Annotated in this window: 18 protein-coding genes and 1 riboswitch; of the genes, 12 read left to right on the top strand and 6 right to left on the bottom strand. The window is 70.5% G+C overall.

Annotated features, from left to right (window positions below; translation table 11 throughout):
- The first annotated feature begins 277 nt into the window (after nucleotides 1-277).
- Both FDO69_RS20180 and FDO69_RS20175 read left to right on the top strand, forming a co-directional pair.
- The gene (locus FDO69_RS20180; protein ID WP_104781341.1) at nucleotides 278-1813 is read left to right on the top strand and encodes an RNA polymerase sigma factor; all 1536 of its coding nucleotides are present in this window, start codon (nucleotides 278-280) and stop codon (nucleotides 1811-1813) included.
- Nucleotides 1814-1951: 138 nt separating this feature from the next.
- Complete coding sequence (locus FDO69_RS20175; RefSeq protein WP_104781246.1) at nucleotides 1952-2803, top strand: S1 family peptidase; 852 nt, start codon at nucleotides 1952-1954, stop codon at nucleotides 2801-2803.
- A gap of 134 nt (nucleotides 2804-2937) precedes the next feature.
- Here FDO69_RS20175 and FDO69_RS20170 read toward each other — a convergent pair whose 3' ends face one another.
- On the bottom strand, nucleotides 2938-3168 hold the full coding sequence (locus FDO69_RS20170; protein ID WP_104781245.1) for a DUF7455 domain-containing protein: 231 nt from the start codon (nucleotides 3166-3168) through the stop codon (nucleotides 2938-2940).
- Nucleotides 3169-3610: 442 nt separating this feature from the next.
- Here FDO69_RS20170 and FDO69_RS20165 point away from each other — a divergent pair, with 442 nt between their 5' ends.
- From FDO69_RS20165 to FDO69_RS20140, 6 genes are all read left to right on the top strand, one after another.
- Complete coding sequence (locus FDO69_RS20165) at nucleotides 3611-5734, top strand: DNA gyrase/topoisomerase IV subunit B (RefSeq protein WP_104781244.1); 2124 nt, start codon at nucleotides 3611-3613, stop codon at nucleotides 5732-5734.
- Between the two features lie 297 nt (nucleotides 5735-6031).
- Nucleotides 6032-6556 carry a DUF1453 domain-containing protein gene (locus FDO69_RS20160; RefSeq protein WP_104781243.1) on the top strand — a complete coding sequence of 175 codons (525 nt, stop codon included), beginning with the start codon at nucleotides 6032-6034 and terminating at the stop codon, nucleotides 6554-6556.
- Complete coding sequence (locus FDO69_RS20155; protein WP_104781242.1) at nucleotides 6553-7704, top strand: sensor histidine kinase; 1152 nt, start codon at nucleotides 6553-6555, stop codon at nucleotides 7702-7704. Before FDO69_RS20160 ends, FDO69_RS20155 begins: the two co-directional genes overlap by 4 nt.
- Nucleotides 7701-8384, top strand: coding sequence for a response regulator transcription factor (locus tag FDO69_RS20150; RefSeq protein ID WP_104781241.1), 684 nt, complete (start codon nucleotides 7701-7703; stop codon nucleotides 8382-8384). The genes FDO69_RS20155 and FDO69_RS20150 overlap by 4 nt, the downstream gene beginning before the upstream one ends.
- A 68-nt stretch (nucleotides 8385-8452) precedes the next feature.
- Nucleotides 8453-9013 carry a DUF485 domain-containing protein gene (locus FDO69_RS20145; RefSeq protein ID WP_104781340.1) on the top strand — a complete coding sequence of 187 codons (561 nt, stop codon included), beginning with the start codon at nucleotides 8453-8455 and terminating at the stop codon, nucleotides 9011-9013.
- Nucleotides 9010-10602 carry a solute symporter family protein gene (locus tag FDO69_RS20140; protein ID WP_104781240.1) on the top strand — a complete coding sequence of 531 codons (1593 nt, stop codon included), beginning with the start codon at nucleotides 9010-9012 and terminating at the stop codon, nucleotides 10600-10602. Before FDO69_RS20145 ends, FDO69_RS20140 begins: the two co-directional genes overlap by 4 nt.
- Before the next feature lie 74 nt (nucleotides 10603-10676).
- On the opposite strand, the gene FDO69_RS20135 is transcribed toward FDO69_RS20140, so the two are convergent.
- From FDO69_RS20135 to FDO69_RS20120, 4 genes are all read right to left on the bottom strand, one after another.
- On the bottom strand, nucleotides 10677-11357 hold the full coding sequence (locus FDO69_RS20135) for a response regulator (protein ID WP_104781239.1): 681 nt from the start codon (nucleotides 11355-11357) through the stop codon (nucleotides 10677-10679).
- Nucleotides 11357-13030: a sensor histidine kinase gene (locus FDO69_RS20130; RefSeq protein ID WP_104781238.1), complete on the bottom strand. Its 1674-nt coding sequence runs from the start codon at nucleotides 13028-13030 to the stop codon at nucleotides 11357-11359. The genes FDO69_RS20135 and FDO69_RS20130 overlap by 1 nt, the downstream gene beginning before the upstream one ends.
- Before the next feature lie 292 nt (nucleotides 13031-13322).
- Entirely contained in the window at nucleotides 13323-14267 is a 945-nt protein-coding gene (locus tag FDO69_RS20125; protein ID WP_104781237.1) for a sucrase ferredoxin, read from the bottom strand.
- Between the two features lie 114 nt (nucleotides 14268-14381).
- Nucleotides 14382-15641 carry a citrate synthase gene (locus FDO69_RS20120; protein ID WP_104781236.1) on the bottom strand — a complete coding sequence of 420 codons (1260 nt, stop codon included), beginning with the start codon at nucleotides 15639-15641 and terminating at the stop codon, nucleotides 14382-14384.
- A 110-nt stretch (nucleotides 15642-15751) separates the two neighbouring features.
- Here FDO69_RS20120 and FDO69_RS20115 point away from each other — a divergent pair, with 110 nt between their 5' ends.
- Together FDO69_RS20115 and FDO69_RS20110 are read left to right on the top strand one after the other, a co-directional pair.
- A complete protein-coding gene (locus tag FDO69_RS20115) occupies nucleotides 15752-16912 on the top strand; it encodes a citrate synthase/methylcitrate synthase (protein ID WP_104781235.1) in 1161 nt (386 codons plus the stop codon).
- A gap of 165 nt (nucleotides 16913-17077) precedes the next feature.
- Nucleotides 17078-18268, top strand: a complete 1191-nt coding sequence (locus FDO69_RS20110) for a CobW family GTP-binding protein (protein ID WP_104781234.1) — start codon at nucleotides 17078-17080, stop codon at nucleotides 18266-18268.
- Here FDO69_RS20110 and FDO69_RS20105 read toward each other — a convergent pair.
- Nucleotides 18265-20721, bottom strand: coding sequence for a DNA gyrase/topoisomerase IV subunit A (locus FDO69_RS20105; RefSeq protein ID WP_104781233.1), 2457 nt, complete (start codon nucleotides 20719-20721; stop codon nucleotides 18265-18267). The genes FDO69_RS20110 and FDO69_RS20105 overlap by 4 nt on opposite strands.
- Nucleotides 20722-21066: 345 nt before the next feature.
- Between FDO69_RS20105 and FDO69_RS20100 the strand changes: the two genes are divergently transcribed.
- Both FDO69_RS20100 and FDO69_RS20095 read left to right on the top strand, forming a co-directional pair.
- On the top strand, nucleotides 21067-22410 hold the full coding sequence (locus tag FDO69_RS20100; protein ID WP_234388017.1) for a M16 family metallopeptidase: 1344 nt from the start codon (nucleotides 21067-21069) through the stop codon (nucleotides 22408-22410).
- Nucleotides 22407-23795, top strand: a complete 1389-nt coding sequence (locus FDO69_RS20095; protein WP_104781232.1) for a M16 family metallopeptidase — start codon at nucleotides 22407-22409, stop codon at nucleotides 23793-23795. Before FDO69_RS20100 ends, FDO69_RS20095 begins: the two co-directional genes overlap by 4 nt.
- Nucleotides 23796-23987: 192 nt before the next feature.
- A riboswitch (cyclic di-AMP (ydaO/yuaA leader) is annotated at nucleotides 23988-24152 on the top strand.
- The last annotated feature ends 5 nt before the right edge of the window (nucleotides 24153-24157 follow it).

Here is a 24157-nt window from a genome sequence, read left to right as displayed (position 1 = left end):
CGGGCGGATACCGCATGTGACCCGTTCTGCCCGTGTTCGATCGTTTCTGTTCGCTTACGCGGTGTGACTCGGGCCACGCAGATTCGGCGTAACACTCGTGGGGAGAACGCGATGACCTAAGAGGTGACAGCCGCGGAGGGAATACGGACGCCGTTCACGGCGCTGTGCATCTTCCCGGCCCCGCCCGCGCCGTCGGCCCATCCCCAAGCCGGCGGTCGGCTCCTGTCCACACCGGACGGGGCCGGAAGCCGTTTTCCAACGTTCCGAGAGGTTGTTCGTGTCGGCCAGCACATCCCGTACGCTCCCGCCGGAGATCGCCGAGTCCGTCTCTGTCATGGCGCTCATTGAGCGGGGAAAGGCTGAGGGGCAGATCGCCGGCGATGACGTGCGTCGGGCCTTCGAAGCTGACCAGATTCCGGCCACTCAGTGGAAGAACGTACTGCGCAGCCTCAACCAGATCCTCGAGGAAGAGGGTGTGACGCTGATGGTCAGTGCCGCAGAGCCCAAGCGCACCCGAAAGAGCGTCGCAGCGAAGAGTCCCGCCAAGCGCACCGCCACCAAGACGGTCGCGGCCAAGGCGGTGACCACCCGGAAGGCCACCGCCACGCCGGCGGCGCCCGCCGCCGACTCCGCCGTCGAGGAGGAGGCACCCGCCAAGAAGGCGGCTGCCAAGAAGACGACCGCCAAGAAGGCGGCCGCGAAGAAGACCGTCGCCAAGAAGACTGCGGCCAAGAAGACCGGCGCCAAGAAGGACGACGCCGAGATCCTCGAGGAGGAAGTGCTCGAGGAGGCAGCCCCCGGCAAGGCCGGCGAGGAGCCCGAGGCCACCCCCGAGAACGCGGGCTTCGTCCTCTCCGACGAGGACGAGGACGACGCTCCCGCCCAGCAGGTCGCCGCCGCCGGTGCCACCGCCGACCCGGTCAAGGACTACCTCAAGCAGATCGGTAAGGTCCCCCTGCTCAACGCCGAGCAGGAGGTCGAGCTCGCCAAGCGCATCGAGGCGGGTCTGTTCGCCGAGGACAAGCTGGCGAACGCCGACAAGCTGGCCCCGAAGCTCAAGCGCGAGCTGGAGATCATCGCCGAGGACGGCCGCCGCGCCAAGAACCACCTCCTGGAGGCCAACCTCCGTCTGGTGGTCTCCCTGGCCAAGCGCTACACCGGCCGCGGCATGCTGTTCCTGGACCTCATCCAGGAGGGCAACCTCGGTCTGATCCGCGCGGTCGAGAAGTTCGACTACACCAAGGGCTACAAGTTCTCCACGTACGCCACGTGGTGGATCCGTCAGGCGATCACCCGCGCCATGGCCGACCAGGCACGCACCATCCGTATCCCGGTGCACATGGTCGAGGTCATCAACAAGCTCGCGCGTGTGCAGCGCCAGATGCTCCAGGACCTGGGCCGCGAGCCCACTCCGGAGGAGCTGGCCAAGGAACTCGACATGACCCCCGAGAAGGTCATCGAGGTCCAGAAGTACGGCCGTGAGCCGATCTCGCTGCACACCCCGCTCGGCGAGGACGGCGACAGCGAGTTCGGTGACCTCATCGAGGACTCCGAGGCGGTCGTCCCGGCCGACGCGGTCAGCTTCACGCTCCTGCAGGAGCAGCTGCACTCCGTCCTGGACACCCTGTCGGAGCGCGAGGCGGGCGTCGTCTCGATGCGCTTCGGCCTCACCGATGGTCAGCCGAAGACCCTCGACGAGATCGGCAAGGTCTACGGCGTCACGCGTGAGCGGATCCGCCAGATCGAGTCCAAGACCATGTCGAAGCTTCGCCACCCGTCCCGTTCCCAGGTGCTGCGCGACTACCTCGACTGAGCGAGGTCGGACAGCACGGATAGGCCCGGTTCCCCCGAGGGGGACCGGGCCGTTGCCGTGCTGCCTCGCCGCGGGTGCGGGGTGACGCGGGGTGAATCACTCTGGGTGTCTGATGGACACCACGGAGTGAGGAGCGAAATGCGTCGTCGTCTGGCACGAGCTCTGTTTCTGCCGCTGGTCCTTGCGGCCGCGGTACCCGCCCTTTCAGTGGGCTCCAGTGCCCCTGTGGCCGCCGACAGCGTGGTCATAGGTGGATTCCCCGTCGATATATCCCAGAGCCCGTGGACGGTCGCCCTGTCCAGTCGTGACCGGTTCGGGGGTACGCGAGCGGGTCAGTTCTGCGGCGGCGTGGCGGTCGGCCGCACGACCGTCCTCACCGCGGCGCACTGCCTGGACGAGAACGTTCTGGGGGTGCCACCGGAGCGCGTACGAGACCTCAAGGTCCTAGCCGGGCGCACAGACCTGCTTGATGGCCGCGGCGGCCAGGAGATCGCCGTACGCCGCACATGGGTGAACCCGGCCTACGACGGGGACCGCAACGACGGGGACTTCGCCGTGCTCACTCTCGCCGAACCCGTCCAAGGTGACTCGGTCATCACCATGGCGGCCGACGGTGACCCCGCGTACACGGCAGGTGGGACCGCGAAGGTCTACGGATGGGGTGACACCTCGGGTGTCGGCGATTATCCGGATAGCCTGCGGGCCGCACGCGTGCGCGTGCTGCCCGATGCGCTGTGCGAGGAGGCGTATCCGGGCGGTTCTGAAGGCACCTACGACGCCAAGAGCATGCTGTGCGCGGGGGAGGCGGAGGGCGGCCGGGACGCCTGCCAGGGCGACAGCGGAGGGCCGCTGGTGGCCCAGGGGCGGTTGATCGGACTTGTGTCCTGGGGGACCGGATGCGGTCGGGCCGGCAACCCAGGCGTGTACATGCGTGTGTCCGACATCATGCGGACGCTCGGCTGGACGCGCTCAACTTCGGCAGGCGTCTGAAGCGCTGCGTCTGAAGCGCCCGGCGGAGCCTGTTCCGGATCGGCGGACGAGGACGGGCGGCTGCCTCTGGTGACCAGAAGCAGCCGCCCGTCCACCGGCCTGTGCCGGGCTGGCTCGTCGTCGGACGCGAGGTGTCAGCGCTCTTCTTCGGCGGTGTTCGCGGGAACGGACGTGAGCCGCTCCGTCTCGTCCTGTATCTCAGCGGCGATCTTCTTGAGTTCCGGCTCGAACTTGCGACCGTGGTGGGCGCAGAAGAGCAGTTCTCCGCCGCTCAGCAGGACGACGCGCAGGTACGCCTGGGCGCCGCAGCGGTCGCAGCGATCAGCGGCCGTCAGCGGGCTCGCGGGGGTCAGAACAGTAGTCACGTCGCCTCTTCTCTAGCTCGACGAGCTGTCGTACCAGGGTCAACATCCAACCAGCCCCAAAACGTTCCCGCTCGTGGCTTTTCCTCGAAAGAATCTTTGCGAGGCGGCTGTCTGCTGCCGGTTGGCGGCGAATGTGCCGTATTGCGTGTCTATGTGTCTTACGGGGCTTCGCGTCGTATCGGTGGTCGGTCCTCCCGGCTGGGTTGCCGGTTGTTCATGAGGACGTGCCCGGAGCCTAAATGGTTCATGCCTGGAAGGGAACGTGATGTGTACTTCACTCCATCGAGGGATCGAACACGCATGCGAGTGTGGACTAGTGTGAGTTTTCGACGAGGGTGGCGTTACAACGGCTCTACCAGGCCTCGGTACCCTCTCACCGGTGACTGAAGCCGCGCCCTTACCCACGAGGGCCCCATCCGAAATTCAGCGAGGAGCGAACCGCGTGACCGCCGAGACGTCCGTGCCGTCCACAGCTCTGCTGGCAGGAGCAGACCGGGACGGATCCAACTACACCGCGCGGCACCTGCTCGTCCTCGAGGGGCTCGAGGCCGTGCGCAAGCGCCCGGGTATGTACATCGGGTCGACCGACAGCCGTGGCCTGATGCACTGCGTCTGGGAGATCATCGACAACTCCGTCGACGAGGCCCTGGGCGGGTACTGCGACCACATCGAGGTGATCCTCCAGGACGACGGCTCGGTCGAGGTCCGGGACAACGGCCGGGGCATCCCGATCGACGTCGAACCCAAGACCGGCCTCTCCGGTGTCGAGGTCGTCATGACCAAGCTGCACGCCGGCGGCAAGTTCGGAGGCGGCTCCTACGCCGCCTCCGGCGGTCTGCACGGCGTCGGCGCCTCCGTCGTGAACGCCCTGTCCGCCCGGCTGGACGTCGAGGTGGACCGCGGTGGGCACACCCACGCGATCAGCTTCCGGCGCGGGGTGCCCGGCGCCTTCGCCGGAAACGGCCCCGACGCCAAGTTCGAGGCCAAGGGCGGCCTGCGCAAGGCCAAGAAGATCCCGAAGACCCGCACCGGCACACGCGTGCGGTACTGGGCCGACCGCCAGATCTTCCTCCGGGACGCCAAGCTCAACCTGGAGACGCTGCACCAGCGCGCCCGCCAGACGGCGTTCCTGGTGCCCGGCCTGACCATCGTCGTGCGCGACGAGCTCGGACTCGGCGAGGGCGGCAGCAAGGGCGAGGAGTCCTTCCGTTTCGACGGTGGCATCAGCGAGTTCTGCGAGTACCTGGCGAACGACAAGCCGGTCTGCGACGTGCTCCGCTTCTCCGGTCAGGGCACCTTCAAGGAGACCGTGCCCGTCCTGGACGACCACGGCCAGATGACGCCCACCGAGGTCACCCGCGAGCTCGGCGTCGACATCGCACTGCGCTGGGGGACGGGCTACGACACGACGCTTCGGTCCTTCGTCAACATCATCGCCACGCCCAAGGGCGGCACCCACGTCGCCGGCTTCGAACAGGCCGTCGCCAAGACGATGAACGAGGTGCTGCGCACCAAGAAGCTCCTTCGCGTCGCCGAGGACGACATCGTCAAGGACGACGCCCTGGAGGGCCTGACCGCGGTCGTCACCGTGCGCCTCGCCGAGCCGCAGTTCGAGGGCCAGACCAAGGAGGTCCTCGGGACGTCGGCGGCTCGCCGCATCGTGAACAACGTGGTCACGAAGGAACTCAAGGCGTTCCTGACGTCCACGAAACGGGACGCCGCACAGCAGGCCCGTGTCGTGATGGAGAAGGCCGTCGCCGCGGCCCGTACGCGCATCGCCGCCCGTCAGCACAAGGACGCGCAGCGCCGCAAGACGGCTCTGGAGTCCTCATCGCTGCCGGCCAAGCTGGCCGACTGCCGCAGTGACGATGTCGACCGCAGCGAGCTGTTCATCGTCGAGGGCGACTCCGCGCTCGGCACGGCGAAGCTCGCCCGGAACTCCGAGTTCCAGGCACTGCTGCCGATCCGCGGCAAGATCCTCAACGTTCAGAAGTCGTCTGTGACGGACATGCTGAAGAACGTCGAATGCGGCGCGATCATCCAGGTCATAGGAGCCGGTTCGGGTCGGACGTTCGACATCGACACCGCGCGCTACGGCAAGATCATTATGATGACCGACGCCGATGTCGACGGCTCGCACATCCGCACCCTGCTGCTGACGCTGTTCCACCGCTACATGCGGCCCATGGTCGAGGCCGGCCGGGTCTTCGCGGCGGTGCCGCCGCTGCACCGCATCGAGATCGTCCAGCCGAAGAAGGGTCAGGACAAGTACGTCTACACGTACTCGGACCGCGAACTGCGCGACAAGCTGATGGAGTTCCAGAGCAAGGGCATCCGCTACAAGGACTCCATTCAGCGCTACAAGGGTCTCGGCGAGATGGACGCCGACCAGCTGGCCGAGACGACGATGGACCCGCGCCACCGCACCCTGCGCCGGATCAACCTCTCCGACCTGGAGGCCGCCGAGCAGGTCTTCGATCTGCTCATGGGCAACGACGTGGCGCCGCGCAAGGAGTTCATCTCCAACTCGGCGGCCACGTTGGACCGGTCACGGATCGACGCGTAGCCCTGCCTCGGGCGGTAGCCGGGTACGGGCCGGGTGAGTGCGACAACCGGGTCGGTGCCTGTGTCCGGCCTGTGTGAGGCGCATGGTCACCGTCGTGAGCGCGTGGTCGCCGTCCGGAGCGTCCGCGTGCCCTCGGGCCGCGAAAGGCGTCTCTCCACCCCCGGGTGGAGAGACGCACGGCCGGGAATCAACCCGTGATCCACCCAGGCTCCGATCCGGTGGCCCGGCGATTTCCGTAGCGTCGAAGGCGTCGGCAGCACCCGCTGCCGGAACCCCTACTCGCTCACGGAGGCCGCGATGTCCGGGCTCGTCGACGCGTTGGTGATCGTTCTCGTTGCCGTCGTGGTGATAGCCCGGCAGTTCCGCGCGCGCCGGATCGACAGCGAGCGCCGCTGGTGGCTCCTGCCCGCGCTCCTGGTCGTGCTCGCGCTGCGAGAGCCCGGAATGATCGACGCGCATCACCCCACGGCCTCGGCGCTCCTCCTCGGCGCCGAACTGCTCGTCGGCCTCGTCACCGGTGCCGGTTGGGCCTGGACCACCCGCGTATGGACGGAGCCGGACGGCACGGTCTGGAGCAGGAGCGGCACGGCGAGCGTCGCCGTCTGGGCCGTCGGCATCGGGCTGCGGGCCGGACTCTTCGTGCTCGGCACGGCAGCGGGCGTTCACCAGGACAGCACGGCCCTGCTGCTGGGGCTCGCCGGCACCCTGCTCGTCCGGACCGGGATCCTGGCCCGGCGCGGGCAGTCCCCGCGCCGTGGCGCGACGCTGAGCGGGGCGTACGGTGACGGCACGGCCCGGGTCCTGGGGAGGGAGCGCGTGTGAAGGAGAACGCCTGGACACGCTGGCCTTCCCGGGAGGCGCTCAGCCGCGAGGGACTCTCACGCTCCCGGTGCCTGCTGGCCTGGACGGTGCGGACGCTGGTCCTCGGACTGCTGCTGTGGGGTGCCTTCTCCGACAGCCACGCGAGCGGCTGGAAGGCGGCGGCCTGCGCCGCAGGAGTCCTGCTGGCGGCCGTGCTCGCCTGGGCCTTCTTCCGGACCACGCTCCGGCATCGGCTGTGGCCGTCGCTGGCCTCGCTCGCCCTCCTGCAGATCATCGCCGTCGCGGCCCAGCTGTCCGGATTCCGCGTCGCTGCCCTGGTCATGCTCTGCGGCTGCGCCGTCTCGGCGCTGGAGCGGCTGCCGTCGGCCGCCGCCCTGAGCGCCGCGGGAGTGGCCCTCGGCACCTATGGGGTCGTCCAGCACGACGACCTGCTGACGACCGTGGTCACCGGCATTGGCACCGCCCTGGCCGGCTACACCCTGCGCCTCGATGCCGAGGCCCGCGGAAGTGCCCTGCGGCTCCTCGCCCAGGAGCGGGCAGCGCGTGCGGCCGAGGCGGAGACGGCGGCCCTCGCGGAGCGGGCCCGCATAGCGCGGGAGATACACGACGTGCTCGCCCACAGCCTCTCGGCGCAGCTTGTGCACCTGGAGGCGGCCAGGCTGTTGATCGAGCGGGGAGCGGAACGAGAGCAGATCCATGAACGCGTGGTGGCGGCGCGGGAGATGGCGCGCGGCGGTCTCGCCGAGACCCGGCAGGCGCTCTCCGCTCTGCGCGGGGAACTGACGCCGCTGGAGGACTTTCTGGGCGGCCTGGTCGGTACGGCCGACGGCGCCGAGATCACCATCACGGGTGAACGGAGGCCGTTGCCGACCGAGGCTTCCCAGGCCGTGCGCCGAGCGGCTCAGGAGGCTCTGACGAACGTCCGCAAGCACGCCCCGGGCGCCAAGGTCCACCTCACGCTCGACTACCGTCCGCACGAAGTGACCCTGGACGTGCGCGACTCGGGCGGTTCGCCGGGCGAGCTGACGGGGACGGGGGCCGGGTACGGTCTGCTGGGCATGCGGGAGCGAGCCGAACTGCTGGGCGGTTCCCTCCGGGCCGGGCCGGGCGAGGAGGGGTTCGTGGTGACGTTGAAGGTGCCGGTATGACGCGGGACGCCGAGCCGAAGCCCGCTCGGGTGGTGGTCGCGGACGACCAGACCGTGGTGCGGGAGGGCATCGTGATGCTGCTCGGTCTGCTGCCCGGGATCGAGGTCGTCGGCGCCGCGGGAGACGGAGAGGAGGCGGTGGCGCTCGTCGCCCGGCTGGCTCCGGACGTGGTGCTGATGGACCTGCGCATGCCCCGTTGCGACGGAGTGGAGGCGACTCGCAGGATCCGCGCGGAGCACCCCGGGACGCAGGTCGTGGTGCTCACGACATTCGCGGACGACGAGTCGCTGTTCCCCGCGCTGGCTGCGGGGGCGCGCGGTTATCTCACCAAGGACGCGGGCGGGGACGAGATCGTGCGGGCCGTGCACAGCGTGCTGTCGGGCGACGCGGGCCTCTCACCGGGCATTCAGAGACGTCTGCTGGAGCGCCTGACCGAGCCGGAGCCGAGACCGGCCGCGCCCCCCGAGCCGCCGGACGGACTCACCGCCCGGGAGACGGAGGTGCTGCTCCTCATCGCCGAGGGGCTCAGCAATCCGGAGATCGCCCGGAGGCTGCACGTCTCCACGGCGACCGTGAAGACCCACATCAACAACCTCTTCACCAAGACCGGACTCAAGGACCGTGCGCAGGCGGTGCGTTACGCCTTCGGGAAGGGACTCGTGCGGCCACCAGCGGGTTAGTCACCTGATGGGGTGAAGAGCGAAGGGAACAAGAGTCGGGGATCTTCCCGTTCTGTCCATCCTTGGGCATGCAGCAAAGCAAGGGCCGTCCCCGCGGCGGCGGAGCGGGCCAGGAGAGTTGGGCCGAGCCCTTCGACGGTCATGATCCGGTCCCGCCCGAGGAGGCCGGCCAGCTCAGGTATGACGATCCCTGGTACGACGCCCTCGCCTCCGGCTGGGGCGAGTCGGCCGGCGACGGGGCGCAGGTCCCCACGCTGGTTCCGCCTGCGCGGGGGGAGGGCGTGACGGGGGCCGCCGCGGCCGATGTGTACCTGGAAGTGCAGCGCAGTGCCGCCTTTCAGGAGGTGCGACGGCGGTACCGGAGGTTCGTGGTGCCGGCGTTCGTGGCCTTCTTCGCCTGGTACGTGGGCTATGTCGTGGCTGCCACGACAGCGCCGGAGCTGATGGCGCGGCCCGTCGCGGGAGCGGTGAACGTGGCGATGGTGGCGGGGCTGGGGCAGTTCCTGTCCACGTTTCTGCTCACCTGGGCGTACGCACGGCACGCGCGGCTGCGCAGAGACAGGGCCGCGCTCGAACTGCGCTGGGACACACAGGAACTGACGCGTGGTGTGAATGGTGGTAGGTCGTGACGCAGGAACATCAGACGCTGGCGTTGCTGCTCTTCAGCGCGTTCGTCGCGGTCACGCTGGGGATCACCACCTGGGTCAGCCGCAACAGGCGTGGCTCGGCGGAGGAGTTCTACGCCGGCGGGCGGCTCTTCTCACCCATGGAGAATGGTTTTGCCATCGCGGGGGACTACATGTCGGCCGCCTCCTTCCTGGGTGTCACGGGGCTCATCGCGCTGTTCGGTTACGACGGGCTGCTGTATGTCGTCGGGTTCCTGGTGGCGTGGCTCGTGGTGCTGTTCCTGGTCGCCGAACTGGTCCGCAACTGCGGCCGGTTCACGCTCGCCGACGTCGTGGCGTCACGGATGAGGGAGCGGCCGGTGAGGATCGCGGCGGGAACCTCCTCGGTGACGGTGTCCGTTCTGTATCTGGTGGCGCAGATGGTCGGCGCGGGGAGCCTGGTGGCGCTGCTGCTCGGCGGTACGAGCGACGCGGCGCGGTCCTGGACCGTCATCGGGGTGGGCGCGCTCATGGTCGTCTACGTGTCGCTGGGAGGGATGCGGGCGACCACCTGGATCCAGATCGTCAAGGCAGTCCTGCTGCTCGGGGGCACCGTCGTGCTGACCGTCCTCGTCCTGGTGCGCTTCCACGGCGACGTGGACCGGCTGCTGATCACGGCGGCCGAGCGCAGCGGGCACGGAGCGGCGTTTCTGGCACCGGGGCTGAAGTACGGCGGGGACTGGACCGCCCGCTTCGACTTCATCAGTCTGGGGCTGGCTCTGGTGCTGGGTACGGCGGGGCTGCCGCACATCCTGTCGCGCTTCTACACCGTGCCCACGGCACGCGCTGCCCGCCGCTCGGTCGTCTGGGCCGTCGGGCTCATCGGCGGCTTCTATCTGATGACGATCGTGCTCGGGTTCGGCGCGGCCGCCATTCTCGGGCCGGAGGCGGTGCGCGGGTCGAACGCGGCCGGGAACACGGCGGTTCCCTTGCTGGCGCTGGATCTGGGCGGTGGTGCGGGATCCACCGGAGGGACGGTTCTCTTCGCGATCGTCGCCGCGGTCGCCTTCGCGACGATCCTCGCCGTGGTCGCCGGTATCACGCTCGCGTCCTCCGCAGCCGTGGCCCACGACCTGTACGCGTCCCTGCGGCGTCGGGGCGGTACGCCGCGCAGCGAGGTGGTCGTGGCCCGTATCGCGGCTGTCGGCGTCGGCGCGGTGGCGATCGGGCTCGGTCTGCTGGCGCGGGATCTCAACGTGGCGTTCCTCGTGGGCCTGGCCTTCGCCGTCGCAGCGTCGGCGAACCTGCCGGTGCTGCTCTACTCCCTGTTCTGGCCGGGCTTCACCACACGGGGCGCCGTCTGGGCCGTCTACGGAGGTCTGATCCCGGCTGTGGTGCTCGTGGTGCTGTCCCCGGTGGTCTCCGGCAGCCCCGACTCGCTCTTCCCGGGCATCGACCTGCAGTACTTCCCCTTGCAGAACCCGGGCCTGGTCTCGATCCCCCTCGGCTTCCTCGCGGGCTGGCTGGGCACGGTCACTTCGGCGGAGGTCCCGGACGAGGCGAAACACGCGGAGACCGAGGTGCGGTCGCTGACGGGTGCGGGAGCGGCGTAGGAGTGGTGTCTGCGGTGCCGTGACCAGGACGGCGACCGTCACCGAACCTTCGGAAGGCCGAACGGCTGACGGTCCTAGCCCCGGGTCGCCCACACATAACGGTGTTCCGGGCGGCCCGCGTCGCCGTACTTCAGGGTGAGCCTGGCCCGTCCCGTGCGCTCCAGGAGCTTCAGATAGCGCTGGGCGGTCTGGCGGCTCACCCCGGTCCGCTCGGCGATCTCCTGGGCGGACAGGGGCCCGTTGGCGTTCATCAGGGACTGGCGGACCAGCTCAGCGGTGGTGGGGGAGTGTCCTTTGGGCAGGTCGGGCTCCGACGGTGCCGACAGGGCTCCGAAGATACGGTCCACCTCGGCCTGCTCCGCCTCCCCGCCGCCGTCCAGGGTGCGGCGCAGTTCCGCGTAGGCCTCCAGCTTGGCGCGCAGGCCGGCGAAGGCGAACGGCTTGACCAGGTACTGCAGCGCGCCGTGCCGCATCGCCGCCTGCACGGTGGAGACGTCCCGGGCCGCCGTCACCATGATCACGTCGGTCTGGTCGCCGCGCCGCCGCATCTCCTGGACCACGGCGACTCCCGTGGCGTCCGGCAGGTAATGGTCCAGGAGCACCAGGTCAAGCCGGGGCAGTGTCTCCAGCTGACGCAGAGCTTGTGCCGCGCTGTGTGCCTCACCGGCGACGTGGAAGCCCGGCACCTTCTCGACGTAGGCGGAGTTGACCTTCGCGACTCTCACGTCGTCGTCCACGACCAGGACCTCGATCATCACGACTCCTTCTCGGCGGTGTGCGGAACTGACGGCACGGTCAGCACGGCCGGTTCGGGACCCGGCTCGGCCAGTGCCTCGGGCAGGACGACGGTGAACTCCGCGCCCCCGCCGTGTGCCTCGCCGACGGTCGCGCTGCCACCCTGCCGTTCGGCCAGCCTGCGCACCAGGGAGAGTCCGATGCCCCGCTCACGGTGAGCCGGCGGCTTCTTCGTAGACCATCCCGAGGTGAAGATCAACTCCCGGTGCTCCGGCGGGACGCCCGGCCCCGTGTCACGCACCCGGAGGATCGCCGTACGCCCCTCGGCGCGCAGTTCGACCTCCACGCGCGCGTGCGGCGTGCCGGCGACGGCGTCGAGGGCGTTGTCCACCAGGTTTCCCACGACCGTGACGAGCCCCTGCGGGTCGACCAGTCGGTCGGGGAGCCGGGTCCGGTCCGACACCCACAGGGCGACGCCCCGCTCGGCCGCGACGGTCGCCTTGCCGACCAGCAGCGCGGCGAGCAACGGATCCTCGATCCGCTCGGTGACCTGTTCCGCTGTGGCCCGGTGGTCACCGACCACCTCTCCGACGAACTCGACGGCGTCGTCGTACATCTCCAGTTCGAGCAGCCCGAGAAGCGTGTGCATACGGTTGGCGTGCTCATGGTCCTGGGCGCGCAGGGCGTCGATCAGACCTCGGGTGGAGTCCAGTTCGCGGCCCAACTGCTCCAGCTCGGTGCGGTCGCGCAGGGTGGCCACGGCGCCGCCGTCGTCCGTGGGCATCCGGTTGGCGACCAGCACCCGCTGGCCGCGCACGGTGAGCAGATCCGTACCGGTGACCCGTCCGGCCAGCACGTCGGCCGTACGGCCCGTGCCGAGCGCCTCGTCGGGGGAGCGGCCCACGACGGTCTCCCCGATGCCCAGCAGGCGCTGTGCCTCGTCGTTCACGAGGCGGATGCGGCCGGTGCAGTCCAGGGCCACGACGCCTTCCCGGATGCCGTGCAGCATCGCCTCACGTTCGGACAGGAGCGCCGCGATGTCCGAGAAGGCCAGGTCCCTGGTCTGCCGCTGGACCCGGCGTGAGATGACGTACGCGGCCAGTGCGCCCACGGCCAGGGCGCCGCCGGCGTACGCCAGCAGCCCCGGGATCGCGTGGATCAGACGGGCCCGGACGCTGTCGTAGGCGATGCCGACCGAGACCGCGCCGATGACATGGCCGTCGCTGTCGCGCAGCGGCACCTTGCCCCGGGCGGAGCGGCCCAGGGTGCCGCTGTCGATCTCCATGACCTCCTTGCCGGCCAGGGCCTGGCCGGGGTCGGTGGAGACGATGCCGCCGATCTGCTTCGGGTCCGTGTGCGACCAGCGCACGCCCCGCCAGTCCATCACCACGATGTACTCGGCCTTGGTGGCCTTCCGGATCCGCTCCGCCTCCCGCTGCACCGGGCCGTTCGGCGCGGGGGGAGTGTCCCGCAGGTCCTTCGCGAGGTCGGGCAGTTGCGCGGTCGTCTGCGCGATCGCGAGCGCACGGCGCATCGCCTGGTCGTCCAGCTGATTGCTGAGGGGAGCGAGGAACAGTCCGGTCGCGAGCACCGCGACCCCCGCAGCGATCACGACCTGCATCAGCAGCACCTGCGAGAACACCCGCCGGGGCAGGCCGAGGCGCAGGCGGCGTGCGGGGGGAGTGGGGCTCATACCCAAGACCGTACGTGCGGACGGCTACCCGCCCTAGACGCGTGTGGCGTGGATCTCCAGATCAATGTGAGGACGGGCCCGGTCGACGAGCCGCTTGTCGCCTGGTGCGGCACTGGCCGCCGGACTCCGGCGTGCGCTTCGGGGACGCCATCGCATGTCATCGCATGTCATCGCATGCGGATGCAGCGTCACGGTCCGAAACGATGGCGTCCATGCTTGATGGACGTCGTCCATGCTTGACGGTGGCATCCATGCGGCCGGGCCGCATGCGGCCAGACGGCGAGCCCGCTGGTCAGCCGGCCAGTGCCGTCGCCACCCGCACCTCGCGCACCGCCACCACGTCCATCCGCGCGGGCGAGCCGAGGACGGACGCCCCGCAGCTCTCCGGACGGGGCGGCAGGCCCGCGGCCTGGGCCACGTCGACCTGCCAGCGGCGTCCGTTGGTGTGGGCGACGGTCACCTCCCAGCGCGGTGCCGCACCGACCGTCCGGACGACGCTCAGGGCCTCCGCGGCGTATTCCCCGGTCCCGGTGCGCACGGCGAGCTCGGCGGCCTGACCGGGCCGTTCCCAGGCGGAGCTGCCGCGGCATCCCTCCATGACGATGCGCCCCTCCCGCGCGCTGTGCAGGACCTGCTTGAGGGAGTGGGCCTCGGCCCGGCCGTACGCGTATCCGTACGGCAGCACGAGCACGGTGGGGGAGAAGCGGTGACCACCCAGATGGGTGACCTCCCAAACGCCCTCGACCCCCGACGTCGCCAGCTCGGCCGCGAGAGGACGGCCGAGGAGGGCGCAGCAGCGGTCACGCTTGCCGTTGGTGCAGACGAGGGCAAGCGGGTCGCCGTCGTGGGGCCGGCCGCCGAGCAGTACGTCGAACGTGCGGTGGTCGCCCCGGCCGAGGCCCGCGAAGTCGAGATCGAGCAGCTGTCCGGGGTCCGAGGTCGAGGCGCTGTGCAGCCACACGTTCCCCGGGGCGACGTGCGCCGCGTACACCCGGCGCGAGGCGGGCATGCGGCGGTCCGCGTGGCGCCCGGGGCGGCGGATGAGCGCGATCCGTACGCCCGTGTCCTTCGCGGCCGCCTCCAGGGCACGGCCCAGGGCGGGGTCCAGGTGGCTCGAAGTGAGCGCCTTGGCACCCCACGGACCGGGCTGTTCCAGCAACAGCCAGGTCCTCGCGGTGGCCGCGGTTCCCGAAACGGGCTCGTCGAAGTCCCGGGAGACGCTAGAGCACGTACTCACAGAGGTGAGCCTAACCTGACTTGGGTCGCCGCGACTTTCGGCCCCCTCCCGCTTTACTCCGGCAGTGGCTGAGGAGGTCTAGGGTCTGCGTAGCCACCGATCGGCGGCATCCGCTTACTCAGGCAGTGGCTGTGGAGGCTTCGGGCCTGTGTAGAGACCGCTCGGCCGCATCCGCAGCGGGCGTTCGCCGTACTCCTCGAGGGCGTGGGCGATCCAGCCCGCCGTCCGGGCCACGGCGAAGATCGTCTCGCCCGCGGTCGGGTCCATGCCGCAGGACGCGGTGAGCACCGCGAGGGCCAGGTCCACGTTGGCGTGCAGGGGGGCGTGCCGGGCGGTGGTCTCCACGATGTCGCGGGCGGCGAGGAGAGCGGGCTCCGCACTCGGGATCTGTTCCAGGAGGGCGAACAGGGCACGCGCGCGTGGGTCCTCACCGGGGTACAGCCGGTGTCCGAGCCCCGGAAGGCGGCGTCCGGCGCGCAGTTCGCCCGCGATCACGGGCGCCGCGTCGCCCTGTTCGAGCACGTCCCACAACAGCCGGTGGGCGAGCCCGCTTGCCGCGCCGTGCAGCGGGCCCTCGATCACCCCCAGCCCCGCGGAGACCGCCGCGTAGGGGTGTGCACGGGCCGACGCGGCGACACGCACGGCGAGGGTGGATGCGGCCAGGTCGTGGTCGGCGAGGAGGGCGAGGGCGGCGTCCAGGGCGCGCAGGGATGCCTCGTCGGGGTCCTTGCGCACCGACAGCCTGCTCCACAGGCGGTGCGCCAGGGGGCCCTCGTCGCGGCGGTGGTGCCCCGCGGGAGGCAGCGCGTCGACGAGCGTGGGGATGAGGGTGCGCGCGGTGCCGAGCACGGCCTCCTCGGACAGGTCGAACCGCAGCGGGTCGGTGGTCGCGGCGGCGATGGTAGCCACCCGCAGGCGGTCGGTCGGAGCGGCGTGCTCGGGCAGGGCTTCGACCGCACGGCGGGCGACCGCGACGGAGGCGGCGGGTGCGGTGAATGTGCGGCCCGGGAGCATCCGGCCCGTCCACAGCCACTCGGCGACCTCCTCGTAGGTGTGGCGTGTGGCCAGGTCGACCGCGTCGACACCGCGGAAGAAGTAGCGGTCGTTCTCGATGAGCGTGATCCGGGTGCGTACGGACAGCTCGGCGCCGGAACCGGAACCGCCCGCGCTCTCCCGCCTGTTGCGCCGGGCGAGGGCCTCGACCTCTCGTGCGTCGAAGGTGCTGCCGCGCCCGCCGCTCACCCGTCGGCTGCTGAGCTGGCCGCGACTCACGTACGCGTACACGGTTTCCGGCTTCACGCCGAGCAGCTCGGCGGCCTCTTTGGTGCTCAGCCGTCGTTCCGCGCCAAGGGGGGCGGGTTCCTGATCGCGCATGGGGGTCACCGTATCCGTCTGGTGGACCATTGACTGACCTATTGATTCAATCAATATTGACACGACTTAAATCAATCATAGACAGTCGAATCAAGTTCAGGGAGGAAGTCATGTCCGTCAACAGGTCAGCAGCCACTCTTCTCGAAGCGCCCAGGGGGCTCGCCGGGGTCGTCGTCACCGACACCCGGATCGGTGACGTCCGCGGTCTGGAGGGCTTCTACCACTACCGGCAGTACTCGGCCGTCGACCTCGCGCGCACCCGCGGCTTCGAGGACGTCTGGCATCTGCTCGTGCACGGCGAACTGCCGGACGCCGGGCAGAGCGCGGCCTTCTCGGCCGAGACCGCCGCGCTGCGGAGGCTGCCCGACGAGGTGCGAGCGGCACTGCCCGCCATCGCGGCGGCCGGCGGACGTTCCGGACCGCTCGCCGGGATGCGTACGGCCCTGTCGCTGCTGGGCGCGGCGAAGGGATTCCGCCCCGTGTACGACATCGACACCGACCGGCGCCGGCAGGACACGATCGAGGCGGCCGCGGCCGTGCCCACGCTGCTCACGGCGCTGCACCGGCTGGGCAACGGGCTGGAACCGGTGGATCCGCGCGAGGACCTGTCCTACGCGGCGAACTACCTCTACATGCTGACCGGTTCGGTGCCGGCCGAGCCGCACGCACGGGCCATCGAGCAGTACCTGATCTCAACCATTGATCACGGATTCAATGCGTCCACCTTCACGGCCCGGGTCATCGCCTCGACGGGCGCGGACGTGGCGGCGTGCCTGGCCGGGGCGGTGGCCGCGCTGTCGGGTCCGTTGCACGGAGGTGCGCCCAGCCGCGCGCTGGACACCCTGGACGCGATCGGCACCCCGGACCGGATCGAGCCCTGGGTGCGTCAGCGGGTGCTCGCCGGTGAGCGCATCATGGGCTTCGGACACGCGATCTACCGCACGGAGGACCCACGGTCCCGGATGTTGCGCGAGGTCGCCCAGGGCTTCGGCGGGCCGCGGGTGGACTTCGCCGTCGAAGTCGAGCGTCACATCGAGGCGATCCTGGCGGAGCTGAAGCCCGGCCGGGAACTCCACACCAACGTCGAGTACTACGCGGGCGTGGTCATGGAACTCTGCGGTCTGCCCCGCGAGATGTTCACCCCGACCTTCGCCGCAGCACGGGCGGTGGGCTGGAGCGCCAACATCCTGGAGCAGGCGGAGGACACGAAGATCATCAGGCCGGTGGCGCGGTACGTGGGGCCGGAGGCGCCGGCGCCTGTGCCCGCCTGAGCGTCGGTGTCCGAGGGGGTGCCGCGACCTGAGCGTCGCGGAGGTGCGCTGCCGACGTCACTTCGGCGTGGATCTCGCGGCTCGTATTCTGGGGCGGCATCCCCATCCCCCACGTGTGCCGGGAACGCGAGCCGGTGCACGCGTCGGCACGAGAAAGGTCGCACGGTGAGCCAGCCGAGCCCGAAACCGCAGCAGATCCCGGTCGTCGTCCTGGCCGGATTCCTCGGCTCGGGGAAGACCACCCTGCTCAATCACCTCCTGCACCGCAGCGGCGGCAGCCGTATCGGCGCCCTCGTCAACGACTTCGGGGCGATCGAGATCGACGCGATGGCAGTGGCGGGAGCACTCGGCGACTCGACGGTCTCCCTCGGCAACGGCTGCCTGTGCTGCGCCGTCGACGCGAGCGAGCTGGACCAGTACCTGGAGCGGCTCGCGGAGCCCACCCTCGGCATCGACGTCATCGTCATCGAGGCCAGCGGACTCGCCGAACCGCAGGAACTCGTGCGGATGCTGCTGGCCAGCGAGCATCCCGGGGTGGTGTACGGCGGGCTCGTCGAGGTCGTCGACGCCGCCGAGTTCGACGCCACCCGGGCCAGACACCCCGAGATCGACCGGCACCTCGCGCTGGCCGACCTCGTCGTGGTCAACAAGCTCGACGGGGCCGCGGACGGCGAAGGCGTCCTCGAACTGGTCCGGTCCCTCGTCGACCGCGCCGCCGTCGTCCCGGCCACCTACGGCCGGATCGACCCCGAGTTCCTCTTCGACTGCCGACCGAGCGAGGAACGCATCGGGCAGCTGTCCTTCGACGACCTCCACGAAGCCGACCTCCACGAAGCCGACCCGCGCGAAGACGACCCGCACGACGGTCACTCTCACGCCGCCCAGGACGGCGACGCGCACCGGCACGGCCCGGACGCCCACGCCGGTCACCTGCACGCCGCCTACGACAGCCTGTCGTTCGCCTCCGAGGCCTCCATCGATCCACGTCGGCTGATGACGTTCCTCGACAGCCGGCCCGAGGGCCTGTACCGGATCAAGGGCTACGTCGACTTCGGGCCGTACGACATCCGCAACCGCTACGCCGTCCATGCCGTAGGGCGCTTCCTGCGCTTCTACCCGGAGCCCTGGCCGGCCGACTCCGAACGCCTCACCCAGCTCGTCCTCATCGGCTCGGGGATCGACGCCGCCGCTCTCGAGAAGGAGTTGCAGGCGTGCAGGAGCGAGGCCCCACACGCCGACGAGCACGGCATGTGGGGCGTCCTGCGGTATGTGCGCGACCCCGAGGAGGACGGCGCCGACCAGGCCTGGACCGGCCCGGCCACCCACGCTTGGACCGGCCCGGCCCCCAGCGCCTAGACCGGCCCGGCCACCACCGCAACCGTCTTCGCCAGGGAGACCCCGGAACCGTCACGGCGCGGGTCGATCTCCGGGAGCTCGGCCGGAGTGCCGTTCTTCTGTGCCGCCAGGGCCGGGACGGGGCCCGCCCAGGCCAGGGACAGGCAGTCCTCGCCCTTCAGGAACCGCTGACAGCGGACACCGCCGGTGGCGCGGCCCTTGCGCGGGTACTGGTCGAACGGGGTCAGCTTGGCCGTCGTCTGGACGGAGTCGTCCAGCGTGCCCCGCGAGCCGGCGACGGTGAAGACGACGGCGTCCACGGCCGGGTCCACCGCCGTGAAGGAGATGACCTTCGCGCCCTCGGTGAGCTTGATGCCGGCCACACCGCCGGCCGGACGCCCCTGCGGGCGGACCTGGGACGCCTGGAAGCGCAGCAGCTGCGCGTCGTCCGTGATGAAGACCAGGTCCTCCTCACCGGTGCGCAGCTCGATCGCGCCGACGATCCGGTCGCCCTCCTTGAGGCTGATGACCTCGAGCTCTTCCTTGTTGGCCGGATAGTCCGGCACCACGCGCTTGACGACGCCCTGTGCCGTGCCCAGCGCCAGACCCGGCGACGATTCGTCGAGCGTGGTCAGGCAGATCACCGTCTCGTCGTCCTCCAGGGAGACGAATTCCGCCAGCGGGGCGCCCCCCGCGAGGTTCGGCGCCGACGGCGACTCGGGGAGCTGGGGCAGGTCGACCACGTTCAGCCGCAGCAGCCGGCCCGCCGAGGTGACCGCGCCCACCTCGCCGCGGGCGGTGGCCGGCACCGCCGAGACGATCACGTCGTGCTTCACGCGCTTGGCGCCGGGCTCCTCCGTGAAGGGCTCGCCGTTGGCCGTACGGGCCAGCAGACCCGTGGAGGACAGCAGCACCCGGCACGGGTCGTCGGCCACCTGGAGCGGCACCGCCGCGACCGGGGCACCGCCCGACTCCAGCAGCACCGTACGCCGGTCGCTGCCGAACTTCTTGGCGACGTTGGCCAGTTCGGAGGAGACCAGCTTGCGCAGCTCGGAGTCCGAGTCGAGGATCCGGGTCAGCTCCTCGATCTCCGCGTTGAGCCGGTCCTTCTCCGTCTCCAGCTCGATGCGGTCGTACTTGGTGAGGCGGCGCAGCGGCGTGTCGAGGATGTACTGCGTCTGCACCTCGCTCAGCGAGAACTGCTCCATCAGGCGCTGCTTGGCCTGCGCGGAGTTCTCGCTGGAGCGGATCAGGCGGATGACCTCGTCGATGTCCAGCAGGGCCGTCAGCAGACCCTCGACCAGGTGCAGCCGGTCGCGCTTCTTGCCGCGGCGGAACTCCGAGCGCCGCCGGACGACGTTGAAGCGGTGGTCGAGATAGACCTCAAGGAGCTCCTTGAGGCCCAGCGTGAGCGGCTGGCCGTCGACCAGGGCCACGTTGTTGATGCCGAAGGACTCCTCCATCGGCGTCAGCTTGTAGAGCTGCTCCAGGACGGCCTCCGGCACGAAGCCGTTCTTGATCTCGATCACCAGGCGCAGGCCGTGCGCGCGGTCGGTGAGGTCCTTGACGTCGGCGATGCCCTGGATCTTCTTCGAGCCGACCAGGTCCTTGATCTTGGCGATGACCTTCTCGGGGCCGACCGTGAAGGGCAGCTCCGTGACGACGAGACCCTTGCGGCGGGCCGTCACGGGCTCCACCGACACCGTCGCCCGGATCTTGAAGCTGCCGCGGCCGGACTCGTACGCGTCCCGGATGCCGGACAGGCCGACGATGCGCCCGCCCGTGGGCAGGTCGGGGCCCGGGACGTGCTTCATCAGCGCGTCGAGATCCGCGTTCGGGTACCTGATCAGATGGCGGGCGGCGGCGATGACCTCGCGCAGGTTGTGCGGCGCCATGTTGGTGGCCATGCCGACGGCGATGCCCGAGGCGCCGTTGACCAGGAGGTTCGGGAAGGCGGCGGGCAGGGCCACCGGCTCCTGCTCCTGGCCGTCGTAGTTGGGGTTGAAGTCGACGGTGTCCTCGTCGATGGACTCCGTCATCAGGCTCGTGGCCTCGGCCATCCGGCACTCGGTGTACCGCATGGCGGCCGGCGGGTCGTCGTTGCCCAGGGAACCGAAGTTGCCGTGGCCGTCGACCAGGGGGACCCGCATCGAGAAGGGCTGGGCCATGCGCACGAGGGCGTCGTAGATCGACGCGTCGCCGTGCGGGTGCAGCTTACCCATCACCTCGCCGACGACACGGGCGCACTTGACGTACCCGCGCTCGGGGCGCAGGCCCATCTCGCTCATCTGGTAGACGATGCGGCGGTGCACCGGCTTGAGGCCGTCGCGTGCGTCCGGCAGGGCGCGGGAGTAGATGACCGAGTACGCGTACTCGAGGAAGGAGCCCTGCATCTCGTCGACGACGTCGATGTCGAGGATCCGCTCCTCGTACGCGTCGTCGGGCGGCGGGGTCTTCGTGCTGCGGCGGGCCATCGCTGCCGGCTCCTCCTGTTACTGGTCGCTCGCCTACGAGGCGTTCGTGCGCTGATGAGACACCGACCGTACTCAGCCCTTCGGGCCTGTGTGCGCTCGCCCTCTCGTCACCGACCGCCCCTGCGGCTCGCTCGTGCTGCTGCGATCCGGATCTGACGCCGACCATTGTGGACCGCCGCACTGACAACCGGGACCAGGACCCGGTCCGGGGCGCATCCCGCGCTCTCGGGTCCAGGTCGCCGCCGGGAACTTCACCAGGGCTCCGCACGCTTGCATACAGTGGCAGGACCGGCAGGAATCCGCGGTCTGAACAACCGCACCGCGAGCGAAGGGACGTACATGCCCATGGGTCACACGGCCACAGCCCAGGCAGGCTCCGGGGGCCTGACAGCGACCGAGCACCGCCTGGCCAACGGCCTGCGCGTGGTGCTCTCCGAGGACCACCTGACCCCGGTCGCGGCGGTGTGCCTCTGGTACGACGTCGGCTCACGCCACGAAGTCAAGGGGCGTACCGGCCTGGCTCACCTTTTCGAGCACCTGATGTTCCAGGGTTCCGCGCAGGTCAAGGGCAACGGTCACTTCGAGCTCGTCCAGGGCGCGGGCGGCTCGCTGAACGGCACGACCAGCTTCGAGCGGACCAACTACTTCGAGACCATGCCCGCCCACGAGCTGGAGCTCGCCCTCTGGCTGGAGGCCGACCGCATGGGCTCGCTGCTGGCCGCGCTCGACGACGAGTCGATGGAGAACCAGCGCGACGTCGTCAAGAACGAGCGCCGCCAGCGCTACGACAACGTCCCGTACGGCACCGCCTTCGAGAAGCTGACCGCCCTCGCCTACCCGGAGGGCCACCCCTACCACCACACCCCGATCGGCTCGATGGCCGACCTGGACGCGGCGACCCTGGAGGACGCGCGCGCGTTCTTCCGCACCTACTACGCGCCGAACAACGCCGTGCTCTCCGTGGTGGGCGACATCGACCCGGAGCAGACCCTCGCCTGGGTCGAGAAGTACTTCGGCTCCATCCCCGGCCACGACGGCAAGCCCGCCCCGCGCGACGGCTCGCTGCCGGAGACCATCGGCGAGCAGCTGCGCGAGGTCGTCGAGGAGGAGGTCCCGGCCCGCGCCCTGATGGCCGCCTACCGGCTGCCGCACGACGGCACGCGCGCGTGCGACGCGGCCGACCTGGCCCTCACCGTCCTCGGCGGCGGCGAGTCCTCCCGCCTGTACAACCGGCTCGTGCGCCGCGACCGTACGGCCGTGGCGGCCGGCTTCGGCCTGCTGCGGCTCGCCGGGGCGCCCTCCCTGGGGTGGCTGGACGTGAAGACGTCCGGTGACGTGGAGGTTCCGGTCATCGAGACCGCCATCGACGAGGAGCTCGCCCGGTTCGCCGAGGAGGGCCCCACGGCCGAGGAGATGGAGCGCGCCCAGGCCCAGTTGGAGCGCGAGTGGCTGGACCGGCTCGGCACGGTCGCGGGCCGCGCCGACGAACTGTGCCGGTACGCGGTGCTGTTCGGCGACCCGCAGCTCGCCCTGACCGCCGTCCAGCGCGTGCTGGAGATCACGCCGGAGGAGGTCCAGGAGGTCGCCAAGGCCCGCCTGCGGCCCGACAACCGCGCGGTGCTCGTCTATGAGCCGACCGCCCCCGAAGCCCCCGCCGACCAGGACGAGAACGAGGAGGCGGCCCGGTGACCGAGCTCGCCACGATGGACTTCCACCCCCGGCCGCAGGCGGGCGACGCCAAGCCGTGGGCCTTCCCGGCCCCCGAGCGCGGCTCGCTCGACAACGGCCTCACGGTGCTGCGCTGCCACCGCCCCGGTCAGCAGGTCGTCGCCGTGGAGGTGCTGCTCGACGCCCCCCTGGAGGCCGAGCCCGCCGGCCTCGACGGTGTGGCCACGATCATGGCCCGGGCCTTCTCCGAGGGCACCGACAAGCACTCCGCCGAGGACTTCGCCGCCGAGCTGGAGCGCGCCGGCGCCACTCTCGACGCGCACGCCGACCACCCCGGCGTCCGGCTCAGCCTGGAGGTGCCGGCCTCCCGGCTCGCCAAGGGACTGGGCCTGGTCGCCGACGCCCTGAGGGCCCCCGCGTTCGCCGACAGCGAGGTCGAGCGACTGGTCGCCAACCGTCTCGACGAGATCCCGCACGAGCTGGCCAACCCGTCCCGCCGGGGGGCCAAGGAGCTCTCCAAGGAGCTGTTCCCGGCGGACTCGCGCATGTCGCGGCCGCGGCAGGGCACCGAGGAGACCGTCGCCGCCATCGACTCCGCGGGCGTACGCGCCTTCTACGAGAAGCACGTCCGCCCCGCCACGGCAACCGCCGTGGTCGTCGGGGACCTCACCGGCATCGACCTCGACGCCCTGCTCGGGGACACGCTGGGCGCCTGGACGGGCTCCCCGGCCGAGCCGCGTCCCGTGCCGCCGGTGACCGCCGACGACACCGGCCGGGTCGTCATCGTGGACCGCCCGGGCGCCGTCCAGACGCAGCTGCTGATCGGCCGGATCGGCCCGGACCGGCACGACCGCGTGTGGCCCGCGCAGGTGCTCGGCACCTACTGCCTCGGCGGCACCCTCACCTCCCGCCTGGACCGTGTCCTGCGCGAGGAGAAGGGCTACACCTACGGCGTGCGGGCGTTCGGCCAGGTCCTCAGGTCCGCTCCCGACGGCACGGGTGCGGCGATGCTCGCCATCAGCGGCTCCGTGGACACGCCCAACACCGGCCCCGCTCTGGAGGACCTCTGGACGGTGCTGCGCACCCTCGCCGCCGAGGGGCTGACCGACGCCGAGCGGGACGTCGCCGTGCAGAACCTGGTCGGCGTCGCGCCGCTGAAGTACGAGACGGCGGCGGCCGTCGCGAGCACGCTGGCCGACCAGGTCGAGCAGCATCTGCCCGACGACTACCAGGCCACCCTGTACCGGCAGCTCGCCACGACCGGCACCGTGGAGGCCACCGCGGCGGCCGTCAGCGCCTTCCCGGTGGACCGGCTGGTGACCGTCCTCGTCGGTGACGCGGCGCAGATCAAGGCGCCTGTCGAGGCCCTCGGCATCGGCGAAGTCACCGTGGTCGCCGCCGAGTAGCGGCACGCGCGTTCAGGGGCCCTGGATGTCTTCGAAGGCACCAGGGCCCCTTTATGCCCGAATTGGTATGGGAGTTGCCTGTCTGCCCTGTGGGATGCGCTACAAAAGCCGGGATTCGTTTGGGAATTGAAAGCGGCGCCGCTTAGCGTCATCCGGGCTGTTCGTCAGGCAGTGCGCCGCACCCGCGGCACCGGACAGTCATCGCCGAGTCCCCGTACGGCGCGAGCCAGGGGAGCCGGGGACCCACCGCAGTCCCTGGGGTGAATCGGACGCCCGCGCGTGCCGCGAGGGAGTCCGTAGGAGACCTTCCTGCTCCGAACCCGTCAGCTAACCCGGTAGGCGAGAGGGAAGGAAAGGACCAG

It is taken from the genome of Streptomyces tibetensis (assembly GCF_007655005.1).
GTDB lineage: Bacteria > Actinomycetota > Actinomycetes > Streptomycetales > Streptomycetaceae > Streptomyces > Streptomyces tibetensis.
Note: the sequence above shows the minus strand (reverse complement) of the source record. Positions and strands in the feature narration are given on the sequence as shown.